This window comes from Saccharothrix variisporea, assembly GCF_003634995.1.
Taxonomy (GTDB): domain Bacteria; phylum Actinomycetota; class Actinomycetes; order Mycobacteriales; family Pseudonocardiaceae; genus Actinosynnema; species Actinosynnema variisporeum.
The window spans coordinates 369,831-388,080 of the sequence record NZ_RBXR01000001.1 but is presented as its reverse complement, the minus strand read 5'-3'; the positions used below and the strand labels follow the sequence as shown (position 1 = coordinate 388,080).

21 protein-coding genes are annotated in these 18,250 nt (G+C 72.6%); 10 read left to right on the top strand and 11 right to left on the bottom strand.

Going from position 1 to position 18,250, the window contains the following annotated elements:
• Nucleotides 1–3 precede the first annotated feature (3 nt).
• From DFJ66_RS01720 to DFJ66_RS01710, 3 genes are all read right to left on the bottom strand, one after another.
• Nucleotides 4–330: a hypothetical protein gene (locus tag DFJ66_RS01720; protein WP_121217287.1), complete on the bottom strand. Its 327-nt coding sequence runs from the start codon at nt 328–330 to the stop codon at nt 4–6.
• A 3-nt stretch (nt 331–333) separates the two neighbouring features.
• Nucleotides 334–696 (bottom strand): YbaB/EbfC family nucleoid-associated protein, encoded by a 363-nt coding sequence (locus tag DFJ66_RS01715; RefSeq protein WP_121217285.1) that lies wholly within the window; start codon nt 694–696, stop codon nt 334–336.
• A gap of 87 nt (nt 697–783) precedes the next feature.
• The gene (locus DFJ66_RS01710) at nt 784–1,086 is read right to left on the bottom strand and encodes a DUF1905 domain-containing protein (RefSeq protein WP_121217283.1); all 303 of its coding nucleotides are present in this window, start codon (nt 1,084–1,086) and stop codon (nt 784–786) included.
• 108 nt (nt 1,087–1,194) lie between these two features.
• On the opposite strand from DFJ66_RS01710, the gene DFJ66_RS01705 reads away from it, so the two are divergent.
• Together DFJ66_RS01705 and DFJ66_RS01700 are read left to right on the top strand one after the other, a co-directional pair.
• Nucleotides 1,195–1,938, top strand: coding sequence for a hypothetical protein (locus DFJ66_RS01705; protein WP_121217281.1), 744 nt, complete (start codon nt 1,195–1,197; stop codon nt 1,936–1,938).
• A 747-nt stretch (nt 1,939–2,685) separates the two neighbouring features.
• Nucleotides 2,686–3,441 carry a phosphotransferase family protein gene (locus DFJ66_RS01700; RefSeq protein WP_211350925.1) on the top strand — a complete coding sequence of 252 codons (756 nt, stop codon included), beginning with the start codon at nt 2,686–2,688 and terminating at the stop codon, nt 3,439–3,441.
• On the opposite strand, the gene DFJ66_RS01695 is transcribed toward DFJ66_RS01700, so the two are convergent.
• Nucleotides 3,442–4,002, bottom strand: coding sequence for a TetR/AcrR family transcriptional regulator (locus tag DFJ66_RS01695; RefSeq protein ID WP_121217277.1), 561 nt, complete (start codon nt 4,000–4,002; stop codon nt 3,442–3,444).
• 122 nt (nt 4,003–4,124) lie between these two features.
• Here DFJ66_RS01695 and DFJ66_RS01690 point away from each other — a divergent pair, with 122 nt between their 5' ends.
• A complete protein-coding gene (locus tag DFJ66_RS01690) occupies nt 4,125–4,967 on the top strand; it encodes an alpha/beta fold hydrolase (RefSeq protein ID WP_121217274.1) in 843 nt (280 codons plus the stop codon).
• Between the two features lie 15 nt (nt 4,968–4,982).
• Here the strand turns inward: DFJ66_RS01690 and DFJ66_RS01685 are convergent, their stop codons facing one another.
• Complete coding sequence (locus tag DFJ66_RS01685) at nt 4,983–6,140, bottom strand: trans-sulfuration enzyme family protein (protein ID WP_121217272.1); 1,158 nt, start codon at nt 6,138–6,140, stop codon at nt 4,983–4,985.
• Between the two features lie 64 nt (nt 6,141–6,204).
• Here DFJ66_RS01685 and DFJ66_RS01680 point away from each other — a divergent pair, with 64 nt between their 5' ends.
• Complete coding sequence (locus tag DFJ66_RS01680) at nt 6,205–7,608, top strand: aminotransferase-like domain-containing protein (protein WP_246029520.1); 1,404 nt, start codon at nt 6,205–6,207, stop codon at nt 7,606–7,608.
• Between the two features lie 4 nt (nt 7,609–7,612).
• Here the strand turns inward: DFJ66_RS01680 and DFJ66_RS01675 are convergent, their stop codons facing one another.
• Nucleotides 7,613–8,803 (bottom strand): oxygenase MpaB family protein, encoded by a 1,191-nt coding sequence (locus DFJ66_RS01675; protein ID WP_121217268.1) that lies wholly within the window; start codon nt 8,801–8,803, stop codon nt 7,613–7,615.
• A gap of 169 nt (nt 8,804–8,972) precedes the next feature.
• On the opposite strand from DFJ66_RS01675, the gene msrA reads away from it, so the two are divergent.
• The gene (msrA, locus tag DFJ66_RS01670; protein WP_121217266.1) at nt 8,973–9,476 is read left to right on the top strand and encodes a peptide-methionine (S)-S-oxide reductase MsrA; all 504 of its coding nucleotides are present in this window, start codon (nt 8,973–8,975) and stop codon (nt 9,474–9,476) included.
• The gene (locus DFJ66_RS01665; RefSeq protein ID WP_246029519.1) at nt 9,473–9,958 is read left to right on the top strand and encodes an MOSC domain-containing protein; all 486 of its coding nucleotides are present in this window, start codon (nt 9,473–9,475) and stop codon (nt 9,956–9,958) included. The genes msrA and DFJ66_RS01665 overlap by 4 nt, the downstream gene beginning before the upstream one ends.
• Here the strand turns inward: DFJ66_RS01665 and DFJ66_RS01660 are convergent, their stop codons facing one another.
• A complete protein-coding gene (locus tag DFJ66_RS01660; protein ID WP_121217262.1) occupies nt 9,959–10,747 on the bottom strand; it encodes an alpha/beta fold hydrolase in 789 nt (262 codons plus the stop codon).
• 94 nt (nt 10,748–10,841) lie between these two features.
• Between DFJ66_RS01660 and DFJ66_RS01655 the strand changes: the two genes are divergently transcribed.
• Both DFJ66_RS01655 and DFJ66_RS01650 read left to right on the top strand, forming a co-directional pair.
• Nucleotides 10,842–12,038, top strand: a complete 1,197-nt coding sequence (locus DFJ66_RS01655; protein ID WP_121217260.1) for a glycoside hydrolase family 3 N-terminal domain-containing protein — start codon at nt 10,842–10,844, stop codon at nt 12,036–12,038.
• A gap of 33 nt (nt 12,039–12,071) precedes the next feature.
• Complete coding sequence (locus DFJ66_RS01650; protein WP_246029518.1) at nt 12,072–12,482, top strand: sigma factor-like helix-turn-helix DNA-binding protein; 411 nt, start codon at nt 12,072–12,074, stop codon at nt 12,480–12,482.
• Between the two features lie 42 nt (nt 12,483–12,524).
• Here DFJ66_RS01650 and DFJ66_RS01645 read toward each other — a convergent pair whose 3' ends face one another.
• Entirely contained in the window at nt 12,525–14,249 is a 1,725-nt protein-coding gene (locus DFJ66_RS01645) for a serine/threonine-protein kinase (RefSeq protein WP_121217258.1), read from the bottom strand.
• Between the two features lie 100 nt (nt 14,250–14,349).
• Between DFJ66_RS01645 and DFJ66_RS01640 the strand changes: the two genes are divergently transcribed.
• Nucleotides 14,350–15,093, top strand: a complete 744-nt coding sequence (locus DFJ66_RS01640; RefSeq protein ID WP_121217256.1) for a class I SAM-dependent methyltransferase — start codon at nt 14,350–14,352, stop codon at nt 15,091–15,093.
• A 13-nt stretch (nt 15,094–15,106) separates the two neighbouring features.
• Here DFJ66_RS01640 and DFJ66_RS01635 read toward each other — a convergent pair whose 3' ends face one another.
• From DFJ66_RS01635 to DFJ66_RS01625, 3 genes are all read right to left on the bottom strand, one after another.
• A complete protein-coding gene (locus DFJ66_RS01635) occupies nt 15,107–16,906 on the bottom strand; it encodes a serine/threonine-protein kinase (protein ID WP_121217254.1) in 1,800 nt (599 codons plus the stop codon).
• A gap of 37 nt (nt 16,907–16,943) precedes the next feature.
• A complete protein-coding gene (locus tag DFJ66_RS01630; RefSeq protein ID WP_170199066.1) occupies nt 16,944–17,327 on the bottom strand; it encodes an STAS domain-containing protein in 384 nt (127 codons plus the stop codon).
• Between the two features lie 136 nt (nt 17,328–17,463).
• On the bottom strand, nt 17,464–17,838 hold the full coding sequence (locus tag DFJ66_RS01625; RefSeq protein WP_121217250.1) for an STAS domain-containing protein: 375 nt from the start codon (nt 17,836–17,838) through the stop codon (nt 17,464–17,466).
• A gap of 170 nt (nt 17,839–18,008) precedes the next feature.
• On the opposite strand from DFJ66_RS01625, the gene DFJ66_RS01620 reads away from it, so the two are divergent.
• Entirely contained in the window at nt 18,009–18,191 is a 183-nt protein-coding gene (locus DFJ66_RS01620; RefSeq protein WP_121217248.1) for a hypothetical protein, read from the top strand.
• The last annotated feature ends 59 nt before the right edge of the window (nt 18,192–18,250 follow it).

Here is an 18,250-nt window from a genome sequence, read left to right as displayed (position 1 = left end):
GCGTCAGGACTTGTAGAGCCGCGCCGCGGCGGCGTCGGCGTCCCGGTACTTCCGCACGCAGCCGTCGCCGGCGTCGGCCAGTTCCCGGTACCCCTTCACGACGTCGTCGGCGTACTGCCCGAGCGCGGCCGCCCACGTGTCGTAGGAGGCCTTGAACTCGCGCCCCATCGGCCCGCCGCCGAGTCTGCCGGCCAGGTCCTGGATGGTCGTCTTCAACGCCGCCCACTCACGCCCGAAGTTTTCCCCGGTGGCGCGCAACTGGCCCAACTCCCGCGCGGTGGCGTCGATGTCCATGTCGACGGCACCGTCGCGGTTGTAGTCGAAGCCCACGGGTCACCTCCGGTCCAGTTCGCGCAGGAACGGGTCGAACCGCAGGTCCGCGGACTCCGGTGTGGCGTCGGCGGGCAGGAACGCGGCGGCGATCGCGACGCCCCGCTCCTGCGCCCCGCGCACCGCCCGCCGCACGGTCTCGGTGATGGTGCGCGCGAGCGCGTCCGAGTCCGGCCGTCGGTAGATCCGCGGGTCCAGCCACAGGTCGACCAGCTCACCCGCGCCACCGACGGTCACCCCGACCATCCCATCGGGTGATTCGACCGTCACCCGGACCTCCGCCAGCCGCTGCCGCACGACGCGGACGTCCTCGGCGAGCTGCTCGTAGTCGGAGATGATCCCCAACTCCCGCAACGTCTCGTCCACCCCGCCCCCCTCTCCCGGTGCCTGCCCGCACCAGTGTCGAGCGCGCGGGGCCGGTAGCCCGCCGCGTGGCCGGTTGCGGCCACCGCGTCAGAAGTCGACCAGTTCGACGCTCACCCTCGTCACATCACCCACCTCCAACGACTCCGCCTTGCGCACCGCCTTCTTGACCGGCAGCACGTAACACCCCTGCCCGCTGTCGGGGAAGATCGACGTCGACCACGTCGTCGCGCCGACCACGACCCGCACCCGCACCGACCCGAACCCCCGACGCGCGCCGCCGACCAGCTCGCGGATGTCCTCGGAAGCCTCCACGGGCAGGCTCACGAAGGTCCAGCTGTCGTCCCGGCGCGCGTCCCAGAGCCACAACTCGGCGTCGAACTCGATGACCACGACCGCAGCATCGCACGGGACACCGACAATTCCCGACGAGCGGGCCGGCGAAGCACCGTCTACCGTGACTGTCCAAGCTGGACGATGCATCGGGAAGCGGGGTCACCGGTGGACGCCTCACGCTGGTTGCCGTACGTCGCCGTCACGGCGCTCGCCCTGGCCGGCTGCGACAGCGGCGAGGAGAGCACCGCCCCGTCCGTCACGGGCAACCCGCCCTCCAGCACCCAGACGACGACCCCCGTCGCCGACCCGGCGACCACCGCCCTGGCCCAGGCCGCCGTCCTGACCCAGACCGACCTGGGCGGTCCGTGGACGGTCTTCCGACCCGAGTCCTCCGCCGAGCCGCTGGCCCCGGGCGACTGCGGGTACGACTCGGGCTACGCGAAACTACCCCTGTCCGCCCGACACGTAGGCCCGCAACTCCAACGCGGCGAGGCGAAGTGGTACGTCTCCTCGGCCGCAGCGGTCTTCCCGGACGAGGCCGGCGCGAAGGAGTGGGTGGAGACCCGCAAGTCCGGCGAGTACGTGGAGTGCCGCCGTGCGGCGCTGGAGAAGGAACAGAAGGACGCCGGCGACCAACGCCTGTCGGTGAAGACCGCCGAAACCACAGGACCGGGCCTCGGGCAGAACGGTTACGAGGGCTACGTGCGCTACCAACTGCACGCCGACACCGGCAGCGGCACACAGCCCGCCAACGGCTCCTTCTCCCGCCACACCTACCGGGTCGGCCGGACCGTGATCGCCGTGTCGGTGGACGTGATCAGCAACCAGTCCGACCCACCGGACCTGTCCGACCAGGTGGCGAACGAGATCACCAAGGGATTGACCGCCGCCTTCGCACGAGTCCGCTAGGCAGTGTCCGCAGGTCGCCTCCACGCATCCCCAGCCGAGCTGCGCGCAGCGCTTGCTTTTCGGCGCGCGCAGCGCGGCTTTTGTGTCGTGGTCTCAACCACAGGTGGAGGGCCTCGGTTCCCCCGCCGTATGGCCTGCCCGAAGGGCTACCACATTTTCCAGGGGTTGCAGCCGAAAGTTTTGCGAGGAACGAGCAAAAGTTTTAGCGGCAACCCCTGGAAAATGTGGTTGGCTCCGCCAGGCCATACGGCGGGGGAACCGACGCCCTTCACCCCCCGCTGGCGGCCTGCCGCGCGGCGAGCGCCGCTTTTCATCTTGAGAGCGCGCAGCGCGTTCGGCTTGAGAGCGGAGCGTTCCGGTTCAAAGATTAAAAGAGCCTCGCCGGCGGGCAGGCCACCAAAGATGACTCAACTGCCACTGCGGGGGCTTCTTGCTTTTGTCATCTCCGTATGGCCTGGCGGAGCCTACCACAGATTTCCCCGGGTGCCGCTAAAACTTTTTGCTCGTTCCTCGCAAAAACTTTCGGCTGCACCCGGGGAAATCTGTGGTAGCCCTTCGGGCAGGCCATACGGAGATGACAAAAGCAAGAAGCCCAAGTTGGGTTGTGTCCTCACCGGCGGACTGCCACCCGGCAAAGCGGGTGGACTGCCGACTCGCCGGCTTCGTAGAAGGACGCGCGCGAACGAAGTGGGTGTGGCAGGGCTTGTAGCGGAAACTCCGGCGACAATCGCCGTCGTTCCCGCCAGGATGGCCGCTGTGGAAGAGGTCGAGGTCGTCGTTGCACACAGGCAACGCGCGACACTGCGTGTCGGGGACGTGTTCCTGAAGGTCGACGGCAACCCGGCGAATGCCGATGTCGAGGTGCGGGCCATGGCGTTGGCGCCGGTGCCTACCCCGGCCATCCTGTGGCGTGAGCCGCCCGTGCTTGCGATCGCCGCCGTGCCTGGTCAGGCGCTTGGTGTTCTCGGTGCACCGTCCGAGGCGTCGTCGGCGGCGTGGGCGGCGGCGGGGGCCGCGATCCGGAGGTTGCACGACGCCCCGTTGCCGCCGTGGCCGGGACGGGGGCTTGACGACCTCGCGGAGGAGTTGGACCGCGAGTGTGCGTGGCTGATCGCCAACGACGTCCTGCCCGTCGAGGTGGTCCGGCGCAACCGCGAGATCGCCCAGGGCGCGATTCGGCCGTTCAACCCGGTGTTCATCCACGGCGACCTGCAGATCACCCATGTGTTCGTGGAGGACGACCGGGTCACCGGCATCATCGACTGGTCTGAGGCCGCGCCCGGCGACGCCATGTGGGACCTCGCCACGCTGACGCTCGGGCACGAGGAACGCCTGGACGACCTGCTGGCCGGCTACGGCGAAGGCGCGGACCGGGAGGTGATCCGCGCCTGGTGGTCGCTGCGCAGCCTGAGGGGGTCGCGTTGGCTGGTCGAGCACGGCTTCGACCCCGACCAACCCGGCTGCGAGCACGACGTGCTCAGGGCGCGGATGCGGGACGCCTGATCAGGTTCCCAGCAGCAGGTCGGGCATGCGGGCGAGCGCGCGGGTGAACGGGCCGCCGTCGCCGAACAGCCGCCCGTGGACCAGGCCGCCCTCCGCCGACGCGAACACGTCCTCGGCCGCCTCGCGCGCGTCCTCGGGCGATCGGCCGGCCCGGCAGGCGGCGTCGGCCATCGCGGAGATCCACACCTCCGCCACTCGCGCCGCCCGCCTTCGCACGGGTTCGGGCGCGCCGCTCAGGGGCAGGGTGTCCAGCACGCACGACAGCAGGCCGCCGCCGTAGAACTCGCTGATCCGCTCCGCCGTCCGCACGATGCCCGACCGGGGGTCGGGGTCGGTGCGCAGGGGTTCCAGCAGGTCCTCGAACAGGCGCTCGACGCGGGCCAGCACGGCCTCGGCCATCTGCGCCTTGCCGTCGGGGAACCGGTGGTAGAGCGAGGCCCGCTTCAGCCCGGTGGACTCGGCCAGTGCGCCCAGGGACGCGCCTTCGTAGCCGGTCGTGCGGAAGACCTCCGCCAGCCGGTCGTACAGCTCGTCGTCGTGGACCGTCGGTGGACGCGCCATACCACATGTTTACCGAACGAACGGTCAACGCGCAACGTCCGTCTCCTCACATTGCTTTACCGATCGTTCGGTAATAACTTCGACCACGTCACCGAGCCACCCCCTCCACCGAGGAGCAGGACATGCCGTACATCAAGGTCGGGCAGGAGAACACCGCCGACATCACCCTCCACTACACCGACCGCGGCACCGGTCAGCCGGTCGTGCTGATCCACGGCTACCCGCTGTCCGGCGCGTCCTGGGAGAAGCAGGAGCAGGCGCTGCTGGACGCCGGCCACCGCGTGATCACCTACGACCGGCGGGGCTTCGGTCGGTCCAGCCAGCCCAGCGTCGGCTACGACTACGACACCTTCGCCGACGACCTGCACGCCGTGCTGACCACGCTGGACCTGACCGACGTCGTGCTGGTCGGCTTCTCCATGGGCACCGGCGAGGTCGGCCGCTACCTGTCCCGCCACGGCGGGGACCGGGTCGCCAAGGCGGCGTTCCTGGCGTCCCTGGAGCCCTTCCTGCTCAAGACCGAGGACAACCCCGGCGGCGTCGACGGGAGCGTCTTCGAGGGCATCGAGGCCGCCGCGAAGACCGACCGGTACGCGTGGTTCGACCAGTTCTACGCCGACTTCTACAACCTCGACGAGAACCTGGGCACCCGCATCAGCGAAGCCGCCGTCCGCACCAGCTACGCGATCGCGGCGGGGGCCGGCGCGAAGGCGTCGTGGGCCGTGGTGCAGAGCTGGCTGACCGACTTCCGCGCCGACATCCCGAAGATCGCGGAAACCGGCGTCCCCACGCTGATCGTGCACGGCACCGCCGACCGCATCCTGCCCGTGGACGCCAGCGGCCGGGAGTTCGCCAAGCTGCTGCCCGGCGCCCGGTACGTCGAGATCGAGGGCGCGCCGCACGGGCTCCTGTGGACCCACGGCGACGAGATCTCCCGGCTGCTGGTCGAGTTCCTCGCCGCGTAGGCCCCTGGGAAACGGTTACGCGAGGGCCTGGGCGATGTCGGCCCACAGGTCGTCCGGGTCCTCGATGCCCACCGACAGCCGGATCGTGCCGCCGGTGATGCCGGCCGCGCGCAGTTCCTCCTCGCTCAACTGCCGGTGCGAAGTGGAAGCCGGGTGCAGCACCAGGGTCTCCGTCCCGCCGAGGGACGGGGCCAGGTGCACCAGCTCCAGCGCCGTCACGAAAGCGCGACCCGCGGCCTTGTCCGCCAGGTCGAACGAGAACGTGCTGCCGAACCCGTCCAGCAGCTTGGCCGCCAGGGCGTGGCTCGGGTGGTCGGGCAGGCCGGGCCAGTGGACGGCCCGCACGGACGGGTGCTCGGCCAGGCGGTGGGCGAGGACGGCCGCGTTCTCCTCGTGCCGCCGGACCCGCAGGGCCAGGGTGCGCAGACCCCGGATGGTCAGCCACGCGGCGAACGGGTCGGCGGTGACGCCCAGTTCGATGCTGTGGTGCCAGGTGCGAACGTGGTCGTCGGAACGCGCGAAGACCGCGATGCCGCCGGTGACGTCGCTGTGCCCGCCCAGGTACTTGGTGGTCGAGTGCACGACGACGTGCGCGCCGTGCTCGATCGGGCGGCACAGCAGGGGTGAGGCGAACGTGTTGTCCACGACCACCAGCACGTCCTCGCCCGCTGCCGCCGCCAGGGCCGGCAGGTCGCTGACGTGCCCGGTCGGGTTGGAGATCGTCTCCAGGTAGAGGACCCGCGTGCGGGGGCGCAGGGCGGCACGGACCTCGTCCGGGTCGTGGCCGCCGACGTAGGTGACCTCGACGCCCCAGCGCTGGGTCAGGTCGTGCAGGAGGGCGTGGGTGCCGCCGTACAGGCTGCGCTGGGCGATCACGTGGTCGCCCGCGGACAGCGCGGCCAGCAGGACCGCGTTGATCGCGCCCATGCCCGACGACGTGGCCAGCGCGGCGGCCCCGCCTTCGAGGTCCGCGATCGCGTTCTCCAGGGTCCGCACGGTCGGGTTGCCGAGCCGGGTGTAGACGAACGCGCCGTCGGGCTTGTTCATCGACTCGGCGAAGGTGTCGAGGTCGGTGAAGGCGAAGCCGGACGTCTGGTGCAGCGGCACGGCCAGCGGCCGGCTGCCCTCCAGGTCCGGGAAGGCGGTGTGGACGACACGGGTCTCAGGGCGCATGGGGACGATCTTCGGTCCCCGATTGGTGCGCGTTGAGAGCCAATTCGGCTAGATTGGTCTGCTTGTGAGACCAATCCCGGTGGACGAGCTGGTCGGCACGCTCGGGCGGTGGTCCGCCGGGCGCGGGTCGCTGTACCTCCTGCTGGCATCGCGCCTGCGCGAACTGATCGACGACGGCCGGCTGCCCGGCGGCACGCTGCTGCCCCCGGACCGGGTGCTCGCGGCCGGCCTGGCGGTCGGCCGGACGACCGTCGTGGCCGCCTACGACCTGCTGCGCCAGGAAGGCCGCCTGACCCGCCGGCGCGGCAGCGGCACGTGGGTCCCGCACGGCGGCCCGTCCTCGGCCCGCACGGAGACGGCCAACCCGATGCTGGTCAACCTGATGGAACCGCCGGACGACGTCCTCCAGTTCGCCTGCGCCGGTCCCATGCGCCCGCCGGCGGCGCTGGTCGAGGCGCACCACCGCGCCCTGTCCCGCCTGCCCGAGGAGGACCTGGGCTACCACCCCCTGGGCCACCCGGCGCTGCGCTCGTCCCTGGCCACCCACCTCACCCTGGCGGGCACCCCCACCGCGCCCGCGGAGGTCCTGGTGACCAACGGCGCGCAGCAGGCCCTGGCCCTGATCACCCGCGCCCTGGTCGCGCCCGGCGACGAGGTGCTGGTCGAGGCGCCCACCTACCCCGGTGCGCTGGACGTGTTCCGCGAGGCCGCCGCCGTGATCACCCACGCCCCGCCCGGCGGCCTCGCCGACGCCCTCCCCCACCGCCGTCCCGCCCTGGTCTACGCCGTCCCCTCGTTCCACAACCCCACCGGCGTCTCGCTGAGCCCCCTCGAACGACGCCGCCTCGCCCGCGTGGCCGGTGACGTCCCCCTGGTGTTCGACGACGTGCTCGCCGACCTGGACTTCACCGGCGCGCCCGCGCAGCCGGCCCAGCCGTCGACGATCGCGATCGGGTCGCTGAGCAAGATCGTCTGGGGCGGCCTGCGCGTGGGGTGGATCCGGGCCAAGCCCACCGTGATCGCCCGACTGGGCCGGTTCAAGGCGGTGCACGACCTGGGCAGCGCCGTGGTCGAGCAGCTGGTGGCCGTGGAGCTGCTGCGCGACTTCGAACCCGTGCGCCTGGCGCGGGTGGCCCACCTGAGGGCCGGTCACGACCACCTGTGCGCGTTGCTGCGCGAGCAGCTGCCGGAGTGGGAGTTCGAGCCCGCGGCGGGCGGCCAGACCCTGTGGGTCCGGCTGCCGGGCACGAACGCCGCCGCGTTCGCGCAGGTCGCCCTGCGCCAGGGGGTGGCGGTGCTGCCGGGGGCGTCGCTGGACGCGTCCGGCGGCAGCACCGACCGCTTGCGGCTGCCGTTCGTGGCCGACCGGGACGTCATCTCGCGCGCGGTGGCGGGCCTGGCCGAAGCCTGGCGCCGCTTCGCCGCGGAACCCCCGGCCGCGCCCGTGCTGCCGACGATCGCCGTGTGACCCCTCAGTGCACCGAGCGCGGGGTGGCCTTCAGCTTCTCCTCGGTGCGTGGTGCTGGGACCGGGTCGTCGACGTGGTCGGTGAGCTGGGGCTCGGTGTCGTGGCGGGCGGTGAACGCGTCCCGGCCGACCCGCTCGACGGCCTCGTTGAGCTTGCCCAGCACCTGGTCGGAGACCACGTTGTGGGCCGCGGGCGTGCTGGTCAGCAGCGAGGTCGCCGAGGACGCCAGGTCCGCGCCCAGGTCGAACGCCGACTTCGGGACCTCGACCAGGTCGGCGTACTTGTCGGACAACGCCCGCCGCAGGAACGCGGGCACCGCCGGCCGCACGGGCGCGGGCAGGTACTCCTGGTACAGGCGGATGCTCGCCGCCGTCAGCAGCACGCCTTCCTCGCTGTGCGCCCACTCCTGGTCCCGCGAGGCGTCCCACAGGGCGTGGGCTTCGGAGACGGAGTCGGGCGTGTACTCGTCCGGCACGCCCAGGAAGTGCGAGACGATCTTCCACGCGTAGAAGAAGCCCTCCTGCTCGGCCTGCGTGGTCTTCACGCCGATGCGGCCCATCGCGTCCAGGGTGCCCGCCGAGAACACCAGGGCCGCGCCGGCGGTGTAGTACTGGGACACCGGCATCCCGTCCGCCTCGGCGTCCCACCGCCCCGAGCGCAGGTGGAGCTGACGGATGGCCGCGTGCACCAACCGCACCTTCTGGCAGGTCGGGATGAGCTTGGAGTGGTCGGTGAACGCGTCCTCGTCACCCATGCCCATGAACAGCCTGGTCGACTGGGACAGCCTGCGGTGCGGCCGGTCCAGCGCGTGGGTCGAGTGGAGGGTCTTCGCGCCGACCGGGGACAGGTAGGTGCCGACCAGGCCGGCCGTCGCCTGGACGGTCGCCGCCACCGCCTTGTGCCGCTTGAAGAACGTCGAAATGCCCGCCACCCGCCTCGGGTCCACCCAGGAGGGCATCTGCCGGGTCTCCTCCAGGTAGTCCCGCAGCAGCGGCGGGGCGTCCGGCGGGACCCCGTCCTCGACCGTGACGATCCGGCGGAACAGCTGGTTGACGTCGTCCACCGCGCCCGAGTCGAGGATGTCGGCGACGACCGCGTCCGCGAGCGGGTCGCCCATCGGCTTGAGGATCTTGCGGAGTTCGGGGTACGAGGGGGCCACGGCGTCCTCCAACGGGTCCGGCGTCCTCCTCACCATGCCCGCGCCCGGCGGACCGGCAAGTCGGGACCGCGCACGTCACCCCCGCCGGGCACGACCGTCCACACCCGCGGGTGAGTGGATGATGGTCACAGCGGCGCCGGGATGACGGGGCCGCGTGAGAGCGTTCACCTGAGCAGGTATCGGATCGAGGAGCGGAGCGACCACCATGGCCACTGTCACCGAGAAGGCCGTCCTCGCGGGCGGGTGTTTCTGGGGGATGCAGGACCTGTTCCGCCGGCACCCCGGTGTCGTGTCCACCCGGGTCGGCTACACCGGCGGTGACGTGCCCAACGCCACCTACCGCAACCACGGCACGCACGCCGAGGCGATCGAGATCGTCTACGACCCGGCGCAGCTGAGCTACCGGCAGATCCTGGAGTTCTTCTTCCAGATCCACGACCCGACGACCCGCAACCGCCAGGGCAACGACATCGGCACCAGCTACCGCTCGGCCATCTTCTACGACGGCGACGAGCAGAAGCGGGTGGCGGAGGCGACCATCGCCGACGTGGACGCGTCGGGCAAGTGGCCCGGCAAGGTCGTCACCGAGGTCACCCAGGCCGGTGACTTCTGGGAGGCCGAGCCGGAGCACCAGGACTACCTGGAGCGCTACCCGAACGGCTACACCTGCCACTACGTCCGACCGGAATGGCAGCTCGGCGAGCGGTGAGCACGCCGGTGGAGGTCGTGGCGCTGCACGTCTCGCCCGTGCACGCCTACGAAGGACGGCCCGCCGACGGACCCCGGCCCGACCCCGAGCCGGTCGCCCGCGACCACGTCGTGGTCCGGGCGGGCCTGGGGCTGGTCGGCGACCGGTACTTCAACCACCCGGCGCACCGCAACGCCGCCGTCACCGTGTTCGCGGTGGAGGCGCTGGACGACCTCGGCACCGACCTCGACCCGCTGCTGGTGCGGCGCAACATCGTCCTGCGCGGGTTCGACGTGAACGGGCTCGCGCGGCACGACGTGTTCACGTTGGACACCGGTGACGGCCCGGTGCGCTTCGAGACCCACCGGCCGGCCAACCCGTGCGCGTGGATGGACGCCGTGCTGGGTCCGGGCGCGATGCGCGGGTTGCGCGGCCGGGGCGGGATGCGGTGCGTGCCCCTGGACGACGGTGTGCTGCGGCTGGGTCCCGCGACCTTGACCTGATCAGGCCAGGGGGTGGCGGGCCAGGAAGTCCAGGACCGGCGGGGTCGCCTGGGCGCGGAACTCCTCGAAGTACGCGTGCCGGGCGCCCTCCACCACGACCAGTTCCGCGCCGGGGATGCGCGCGGCCAGGCGCTCGGCGTTGCCCACCGGGGTGAACAGGTCGTCCGAGCCGTGCAGCACCAGCGTGGGCGCGGTGATCCGGTGCAGCTCGTCCCACGCGTCGTGCCCGTCGCTGGCCCGCTTGTGGCCCCGGCGCGCGGCCAGGGACATGTCCGGGTCGCCCAGGACGTGGTACGGGCCGGTGTGGTGGCGCACGTACTCGGGCGTGAACATCAGGTCCAGCAACGCTTCCCGCGCCTGCCGCTTGGACAGCGCCAACGGGCGCACCACCTCCGGCGCGGCGAGCAGCGCGCCCGCGCCGCCCGGTGACGTGCAGCCCAGCACGAGCGCGCCGATCCGGTCCGGGTGCTCGAGGGCGATCCGCTGCGCGATCCGCCCGCCCATCGACGTGCCGTAGACGTGCGTGCGCGTGACGCCGAGCTCGTCCAGCACCGCGAGGACGTCCTCGGCGAACCGGGCGATGGAGTACCGGCCGTCGGCGGGCTCGTCGCTCTCGCCCGTGCCGACCGCGTCCACCGCGATGGTCCGGTACCCGGCGGCGAAGTCCGCGCGGATCGGGTCCCACCAGCGCCGCGCGTTGGCCTGGCCGCTGAGCAGCAGCAACGGGTCGCCTTCGCCCACGACGTCGAACGCGATCTTCGTGCCGTCCGCGGCGCGGGTGTGCGGCATGACGTACCTCCTTCTGCCCGCCCCATCTCTATCAGGGCCCACCCCGGGCCGCTCCGTCCGGTAGGGCGTCGGCCGGTGCCGTAGGTTGGATGCCGTGCCGGAGGAGTTGTCGATCAAGCGTCACGGCGGCCCCACGGCGGTGACCAGGACACTCCTGGTGTTCGCGGCCGTCGGGGCCCTGCTGGCCGCCCTGGTGACGTGCACCGGTCCCGGCGACGTCGTGCCCGGCCGGCCCCAGGCCGCGCCCGTCAGCACCACCCCCGCGACGACGGTCCCGCCGACGACCACCACCACCCCGCCGCCGAACCCGTGCGCGGTGAAGGCCGCCTCCCTCCCGCCGCGCGCCAAGCTGGCCCAACTGCTCATGGTCGGCGTGGACCCGCGCGGCCCCGAGGACGCGCTGAACCTGGTGAAGTCCGAGCAGGTCGGGGCGATCTTCATCGGCGGCGACGCCACCGGCCTGCTCACCGGCGGGCTGGAGGCGGTCCGGGGCGCGGCGACGATCCCGCTGGTGGTCGCCGTGGACGACGAAGGCGGCCGGGTCCAGCGGGTGGAGATGCTCGACGGGGACATGCCGAGTGCGCGTCAGATGGCGCGGGACATGTCCCCCGAGCAGGTCCGCGCGCTGGCCCGGGACCGCTCGACCGCCCTGCGCAACCGGGGCGTGACCATGGACATCGCGCCCGTGCTGGACGTCAGCGCCCAGCCGGACAACACCGTCATCGGCGACCGGTCCTTCAGCGCCGACCCGGCCACCGCCGCCACCTACGCCCAAGCCTTCGCCGAAGGCCTGCGGGACGCGGGCACCATGCCGGTGCTCAAGCACTTCCCCGGCCACGGCAACACCAGCGGCGACTCGCACCAGGGCGCGGTGACCGCCCCGCCGCTGGACGCGTTGCGCCAGGCCGACCTGCTGCCCTACCGCGACATCGGGCGGTACGGGCCGGTCGTGGTGATGCTCGGGCACATCGACGTGCCCGGCCTGACCGGCGGCCTGCCCGCGACGCTGAGCCCCGAGGCGTACGCGTTGCTGCGCGGCGAGTTCGGGTTCACCGGCACCGCGATGACCGACGACCTGGGCGCGATGCGCGCGGTCACCGACCGGGTGGACCTGCCCGAGGCCGTGCGGCAGGCGCTGGCGGCGGGCGCGGACGTCGCGCTGTGGTCCACCGGCGGCCGGGCCGGCGAGGTGCTGGACCACCTGGAGGCGTCCGTCGCGGCCGGCACCCTGCCCGCCGCGCGGGTCGACGAAGCCCTCAAGCGGGTGCTGGCGATGAAGGGCGCCTGCTGACTTTTTCGGCCCCGAGTGCAGCGGATCGGGCGGTTGTGCCGTTTCCTGGGTGTGGAGTTCTCCGAGTACGTGACCTGGCAGTCGGCGCCGCTGGTGCGGTTGGCGACGGCGTTGACCGGACGGTCGGGCAGCGCCGAGGACCTGGTGCGCGACGCGCTGTGCCGGGCCTACGGCCGGTGGGACCGGATCGCGCGGACCGGCGAGCCGCACGCGTGCGTCCGGGGGCTGGTCGTGGCCGAGTACCTGTCGTGGCGGCGGCGCTTCACGCCCCGCAGCGGACCGGACGTCGTGCACCGCCTGGCCGGGCTGCCGCGCAAGGAGCGGGCGGCGGTGGTGCTGCGCTACTACGCCGACCTGCCCGACGACGAGATCGCCGCCCACCTGGGCTGGCGGGCGTCCACCGTCCGCGACCGAATCGCGCGCGCCCTCCAGTCGCAGCGGTAGTCCCGGCGGCTCAGCGGTAGTCGCGGCGGCGGTCCCGGCGGCTCAGCGGTAGTTCTGGGGTCCGGCGCTGTTCAGCCCCTCCTCCGAAGCGGCCTTGAGCACCTCGCCGTCACCGGGGTTGTCGTGGATGTCCACGTAAGTCGCGACGGTGTTGACGATGTAGCGGTGGCGGGACCCCGTCCACCCGTGCATCAGGCCGTTCTCGGAGGTGTCGCACGGCTCGGACCCGCGGCCCTCCTTCGGGCAGACGTAGCCCAGGTCGCCGGTGTTGAAGTCCTTCATGGCCGCGTAGACGTTGTCGGCGGTCGCCTTGTCCTTGAAGGCGAACACCTTGACGCTGACCAGGACCGTGCCGTCGTCGCTGACGTACGCGCCGGTCGTCGCGCCGATGCAGTCGTACTCGTCGAGGACCCGGCGGGCCTGGTCGGTCTGGGCCGGGGCGTAGCAGGTGACGTCGTCCGAGCCCGCCTCGAAGGTGTAGGTCCGGCCGCCGGCGGTGAAGCTGTCGGCCAGCAGGGCGTTCGTGGTCTGCGGGGTGTCGTCGGTGGTCTGGGAGTCCAGGTCGGTCGGGTCGAAGCCCTTGGTCGTCGTGGTGGTCGTCGGCGGGTCGTAGGTGGTGGTCCACTCGCGGGTGGTCGTGTCGGTCGCGCCCAGCCCGGCGGTCTCGGCGCGGTGGGTGGTCGTCGGCGAGCCGCCGGTGGCCGCGCCGAGGATCTCCCCCGGGCCGATCGCCACGACGGTCGCGACGGTGGCCACGGCCAGCGCCGAACCGACGATCGCGGCGATCACCGATCCCCTGTTGGTGCCCGGTGGGGGCAGGACGGCGGTGGGCACGCGCGGCTGGGGCGGTTCGACGGCGGTCCGCTGGTAGGCCGAGGGGTCGAACGCGACGAGGGCGGTGACCAGGTCGTCGGGCAGCCACGAGTCGGTGGTGAGCAGGACGGTCTGGCCGTGCGTCCGGGCGCGGGCGTACTCGATGACCTCGGTCAGCTCGGGCCGGTCGTCGGGGTCCTTGGCCAGGCAGCGCTCGGCGATGGGGCGCAGCTCGGGCGGGCAGTCGTCGAGGTCCGGCGGCTCGTTGAGGATGCGGTAGAACAGGGCGTCCGGGTTGCCCTCCCCGAACGCGGTGTGCCCGGTGGCGGCGAACACGGCGAGCTGGCCGAGGGCGAACACGTCCGTGGCGCGGGTCGCGGGCTTGCCGCGGACCTGCTCGGGGGCCATCAGCGCCGGGGTGCCGACCTGCACGCCCGTGCGGGTCAGCGAGGTCGCGGCGGCGGCGTGGGCGATGCCGAAGTCGATCACGCGGGGGCCGTCGTCGGCGAGCAGGACGTTGGCCGGGGTGAGGTCGCGGTGGACCAGCCCGCAGGCGTGGATCGCCGACAGCCCCTCGGCCGCGCCCGCCAGCAGCCGGAACACCGTGGGCAGCGGCAGGGGTCCGTGGTCGGCGACGGCTTGGCGCACGGACGGCCCGGACACGTAGGAGGTGGCCAGCCACGGCAGCACGGCGTCGGGGTCGGCGTCCACGACGGTCGCGGTGTAGAGGCCTTGGACGCGCCGGGCGATGTCGACTTCCTGCCGGAACCGCCGCCGGAACTCCTCGTCCTCGGCGTGCTCGGACCGGACGACCTTGATCGCCAGCGCCCGCCCGCCGGGGGTGAACGCGAGGTACACCCGCCCCATGCCGCCCACCCCGATGCGGGCGCGCAGCTCGTACCCGCCGACCTCGGTCGGGTCGTCGGCCGTGAGCGGCGCGAATCCGGCGGTCATGCGTGTCTCCCCAGGTCGGCGTTCCCGCGTCGGACGCTAGTGATCATCCCACCACCCCCGCGCGCCCTTGACCGCTTGCGGCCATGCAAGATCTTCGGACATGCGCCAAGAAGACATCTGGGACGCCGAGACGGCGAAGAGCTACGACACGCCCGGCACCGGCATGTTCGCCCCCGACGTGCTGACCCCGGCCGTCGACCGGCTCGCCGTGCTGGCGGGCGGCGGCCGGGCGCTGGAGTTCGCGGTCGGCACCGGCCGGGTGGCGATCCCCCTGGTCGAACGCGGTGTGCCGGTGACGGGCATCGAGCTGTCGACGGCGATGGTCGCCCGGCTGCGGGAGAAGGCCGACGAGTCCGCGCTCCCCGTCGTGGTCGGCGACATGGCGACCACGTTCGTGCCGGGCGATTTCACGTTGGTGTACCTGGTGTACAACACGATCTCGAACCTGCTGACCCAGGACGAGCAGGTGGAGTGCTTCCGCAACGCCGCCCGCCACCTGCCTCCGGGCGGCCGTTTCGTGGTCGAGCTGTGGGTCCCGGAACTGCGCGCCCTGCCGCCGGGTCGCGAGGCCACGGTGTGGCTCAACGAACCGGGTTACATCGGCCTGGACACCTACGACGTGCTGAACCAGCACGTGGTCTCCCACCACTTCCGCTTCACCGACGACACCCGCGAGGCCACGCTGTCCCGCAGCCCCCACCGCTACATCTGGCCCGCCGAACTGGACCTGATGGCGCGGCTGGCGGGGTTCGAGCTGGAGAGCAGGCACGCGGACTGGACCGGAGCGCCGTTCACCGCCGAGTCCCGCTCCCACGTCTCGACCTACGTCAAGCCGCTCGCCTGACCGGGCCGGGTTCTCAGGACAGGGTCGTCAGGACCATGCTGTTCCACCAGTAGCCGAGCGCGTCGAGGTCGTCCGGGCTGGTGGCGCGGGCCGAGCGGAGGACACCGGTCGTGGTGGTGCGGGTGTCGACCCACCAGACCTGCCCGACGCCGTCGGCCACGAAGCACGTCGTGAACTCCCCCGGCAGCGGACCGCTGGTGTCGCGGTAGTAGAGGGCGTAGTGCGGCGGGCGGGTCTTGGGCCGGCAGCCGCCGGACTCGTCCTCGCGCGGGACGCCGTTGGTCTCGACCAGGTGCCGGAAGTGCGCGTCCTGGGCGGCGCGGTCGGCGAACAGGTGGAAGGTGGCCTGGTCGGGCGGCGGGAAGCGGAAGTGGCGGGAGTTGGCGGCGGTGCAGGTGACCGTGGCGACGATCCCGTTGCCGGTGGGCGGGGCGGGTTTGCAGGTCGGGTTGCCGCGGAAGGCTTCCGGCAGCACCGCAAGCAGCGCGGCGGCCCGCTCGTCGGTGGGCGCGGTGGTGGGTGCGGTGGTGGGTGCGGTGGTGGCCGCGGTGGTCGGCGCGCTGTTGCCCGTGGGCGCGCCTGAGGACTCCGCAGCCGTGGTGGTGACAGCGGTGGTGGCCGACCCCGCGACCCGATCACCACCCCTCCACTCCACCGCCCACACGAGCACCACCGCCACCAACGCCAACGCGACCGCCGCACCGACCAGGACTGCCGCAGATCTTCGGCGAGGCAGAAGGCCGGAATTGTCGGTGGGCGGTGGGAAAATGGTGTCGGGGGCCGGAGGCCGGCCCGGCACAACCACCCGAGCGGCCGAGGCAGCGGGCAGCGAGGTCGCGGCGGCAGCAACCGGCGGAGCGGCAGCGACCGGCGGAGCACCAGCAACCGGCGGAGCGGCGGCAACCGGCACGGCGGCAGCGACCAGCGGGGCGGTAGCAACCGGCGCGGCGGCGGGCCGGACGGCGACGGGCGGCGGGGTCGCGGCGTGCGCGAGTGCAGTGGCGGTGGTGAGTGCGGCGGTGGCGGCGGAGGCCAGGGCGCCGGCGGTGGGGTACCGGTCCGTGGGCGCCTTCGCCATGCCGCGCCGGATCACCTCGTCCAACGCCCGCGGCACACCCGGGTTCCGCACCGACGCCGGCACGGCGTCCTGCTGCATGTGCGCCCAGATCAGCGCCGCCGCGCTGTCCGCCTCGAACGGTCGCCCGCCGGTCACGCACGCGTACAGCACGCAAGCCAGCGCGTACACGTCAGCCCGCCCGTCCACGGGACCGTCGCCGAACCGCTCGGGCGCCATGTAGTCCAACGTCCCCACCACCGCGCCGGACGCCGTCAACTGCCCCGTGCCGGGCAGGACGCTGCGCGCGATGCCGAAGTCGACCAGGTACACGAAATCCTCGGCCGTGACGAGGATGTTCGACGGCTTCACGTCCCGGTGCACGAGCCCGTCGGCGTGCGCGGCGTCGAGCGCGCCCGCCACCTGCGCCACGACCCGCACCGCCCGCGCCGGCTCCAGCGGACCCGACCGCAGCACCTCCGCCAGGTCACGTCCCTCGACCAGCCGCATGTCCAGGTACAGCCGCCCGTCGATCTCGCCGAACGCGTGGATCGGGATGACGTGCGGCTCGCGCAGCCGGGCCGCGATGCGGGCCTCCCGGCGGAAGCGGGCGCGGAACTCGGGGTCGTCGTGGTGCGCGGCCGAGAGGCGTTTCAGGGCCACGACCCGGTCGTGCGCGGTGTCGTGCGCGCGGTGCACCTCGCCCATGCCGCCGCGGCCCAGCAGGTCACCGACCCGGTACGGCCCGAACTCCTCCACGCCGGGACCGACGCGCGCGACGGCCGCGGGGTTCCCGTCAGGCCGACCGCACCGGGACGTCGAGCAGGGACGCCACGGCGTCGTCCACGGTGCCGAACACCCGGACCACGGCGAGCACGTCGGTCACCTCCAACGGCCGCAGGACCGGACGCGAGTCGGCCACCAGCGCGAACCCGACGGCGTGCCGCCGCGCCTCCTGGAGGGCGCCCAGCACCAGCGAGATCCCGTTGGAGCCGAAGAAAGTCACCTCGCGCAGGTCGAGCACCACCGCGGGCGGTCGGTCGGCGATGCGGGCGCGCACCTCGTCCTCGGGCACGCGCTCGGAGACCATGTCCAACTCGCCGGCGAGCCGGAGGACGACCACGCCGTCCACTTCGGAGGTTTCGGTCCTGAGGTAGCCGTTCCCACCGTCCTGCACCACGACACGCCTCCTGGCGTTGATGAGCGCTGGTGCAGGCTGTCTGCTCAACCCTCGGCCATCCTGGCAACCCGGACGGCTTGTCCCACTGACTCCTCCCAAGCTACTCGCCCCGGACGAGAAGCACCATGCCGCCTGCTCAGGCGGCGGCGAGGGCGGCCGCGGCGGCCTCGTCGACGTCCGCGCGCAGCACGAGCAGGTCGATCACGCCGGTCTCGGTGAGCGGGCGCAGCACCGCCCGCCGGTCGGTGGCCACGGCGAAGCCGATGCGGCGGGCTTCGGCGCGGTGGCGGACCTCGATGAGCAGCGACAGACCGATGGACCCGAAGACGGTGACCCCGTCGAGGTCGAGCACCAAGGCCGCGGGGTCCGTGGCCAGGGCCTCGACGATCGTGGCGCGGACGTCGTCGCACGTGTCCATGTCGACTTCGCCGGCGACGTGGACCACGAGGGCGCCACCCCGTGACTCCACCGCCGTCGTGACCTCCGCCACGGCCTCGATCTGATCGCTCATAGTCACGCCATCATGCCACGCCGCCACCGCGGTTCCGATGGGTGATCGTCGGCCGGGGGCCCTGAACCGGTGCGGTGGAACCTGTGGCCGGGGTCACGATTCCGGCCGGCCGGACGCGGGTACCCCCGGCTTTCACGTCCACCTCGTCCCCACCCGTAGGACCGCCCTGCATGATCGACCACCCAGACCACGACCGCGCGGTGCAGGCGTCCCCGCCGGACGCCGACCCGCACGACCCGGACGCGCCGGCGACCCCGTCGAGGTTCCGCCGCCTGACCGCCCGGATCGAGGACTTCCAGCGCCGCCTGGCCGAGCACCGCACCAGCCTCGAAGCCGACGAGCAGGCGCGGTGACCGGGGTGCGGCACGGGCGTCGGCTGAGACGGGGTCGGGCGCGGAAGGCCGTCGAAGGC